At 30.1% G+C, this 1,612-nt stretch carries 3 protein-coding genes and 1 pseudogene; all 4 read right to left on the reverse strand.

Annotated elements, in window-relative coordinates; genetic code table 11:
• A pseudogene (locus HMPREF9073_RS16190) lies at positions 1 to 232 on the reverse strand (RHS repeat-associated core domain-containing protein); the annotation flags it as partial.
• Positions 233 to 447: 215 nt separating this feature from the next.
• Positions 448 to 792, reverse strand: coding sequence for a hypothetical protein (locus HMPREF9073_RS02470; protein ID WP_009412396.1), 345 nt, complete (start codon positions 790 to 792; stop codon positions 448 to 450).
• 104 nt (positions 793 to 896) lie between these two features.
• Positions 897 to 1,367 carry a hypothetical protein gene (locus tag HMPREF9073_RS02475; protein ID WP_009412397.1) on the reverse strand — a complete coding sequence of 157 codons (471 nt, stop codon included), beginning with the start codon at positions 1,365 to 1,367 and terminating at the stop codon, positions 897 to 899.
• Positions 1,355 to 1,564: a hypothetical protein gene (locus HMPREF9073_RS15850; protein WP_009412398.1), complete on the reverse strand. Its 210-nt coding sequence runs from the start codon at positions 1,562 to 1,564 to the stop codon at positions 1,355 to 1,357. The genes HMPREF9073_RS02475 and HMPREF9073_RS15850 overlap by 13 nt, the downstream gene beginning before the upstream one ends.
• Between the last annotated feature and the right edge of the window lie 48 nt (positions 1,565 to 1,612).

The raw sequence follows: 1,612 nt of genomic DNA on the forward strand, positions 1-1,612 counted from the left end.
AAGGGTCAAAATGGCGTCTTTCAGCTATATTGCCGTTCTCATCAGTGAGCATTACTATAGAGCCTAAATAATCTCTATGTGAGTAATAGAGTTTTTGCGTTTCACCGTCCGAAATGAGTATCGCAGGGGCACTATAGGCATCACCGTCTAAGTAAAGTATAAACTTGGTGCTGTTATCGGTTTTGTTACATACGATTTCTGTACTACCGTCGTGGCTGTAGTGTTTTAGCATTGGGCGTTTGGCTTTTTCTACTTCAGCATTACCATAATAGCAATGTGAACGTTCACCAAAGGCATTGTATATTCAAGAGAAAATAAATTTTATCATTCTTTACATTTTTTCTTTTCTTTCATTATTTGGTACCCGTACTTGATATGTATTATTTACGTAAAAGATATAATCATACTTTTCGTATCCTTCAAAAATAGTGTTATGTTCATAATTTTTTAAATATTCTCACATTCTAAAACTTTTACATAATCATTTACTTTTTTCTTAGTTATATCTCCATTTATTTCAGGATTAGCTAACTCAAAAATAAATTCTTGTATCAGCGAAGGAATTTCTATATCATCTCTACATTCTACCAGATTAGCCCACTCTTCTAATTCATCAGTTGATATATCCCCTTTGATGTATTTTGTTAAAACAAAAATCATAGACTGTGTATCTATTTTGACAATAGGTGACACACTATCCCAAGAATATTTAGAAAGTTCTTTTTTTATATCTTGGGGCTTACCTCTTAAAAGAATTAAGTCTAAAAGTAACTGTTTCCTGCCTGTCATCATAATTTTGATTTTACGTGAATAATATCTCCTTGTGCTGAAAGCGTACATCTCTTAGCTACCACATTCTTTTCAGTTCAAATAAAAACCATAGTAAAAATTCTCTTTTAAATTAAATAAGGAGGAATCTCTTCCCATTTGTAACCATAGATATCATCGGCTAAAATTTTATTTATTTTATCTAATGAATAGGCGCATTCATCACCATTATTAAAGAATAGACATTTACTATCATTTGTTTGCAACATAATGTAATAGATTACTTGCTCTTCTGTATAAAGAGTTTTTCCTATGCCAAACTCAATATTTGTGATTTTATCTCCTATTAATTTTGATAAAGAGGAATCACTATCTATTCTTTGTATAGTATATGCTTCATATTTAATATTGTTCTTATCTTTCCAATAATTCCCTATTGAAAAAAGCAATGTTTCTCCCTCTTCAGAAGCTGAGATACTAATAGATTTTTCACTGTCCAAGTGTTTGAGGTTTAAATGAAATTCTAAAAGTATTCCTCCTAAAGTTACTTCTATTATATTGCATATTTTATAGTCTTTTATTTGTTCTATCGTTGCCATATCCTTTTCCTGTTTTCAAAACACTTATTTATGATTTCAAAATCTAAAGGTACTACTTTCAGCTCTTCATCAATAAGCAATAAATCTTTTTTTAGACAAAATGAAACAATCTGTTTTAAAATAGAACTATAATCAGTACGGAAATCTACACGAAAAGAAACAGATATAACATATTCATTCTCATTATAAACTTCCATATTTAGGGTACATTTTCATTCGTGACATTGCAGGAGTAGGAGGATAGG

The sequence above is a fragment of the Capnocytophaga sp. oral taxon 326 str. F0382 genome, assembly GCF_000318295.1.
Lineage (GTDB): Bacteria > Bacteroidota > Bacteroidia > Flavobacteriales > Flavobacteriaceae > Capnocytophaga > Capnocytophaga periodontitidis.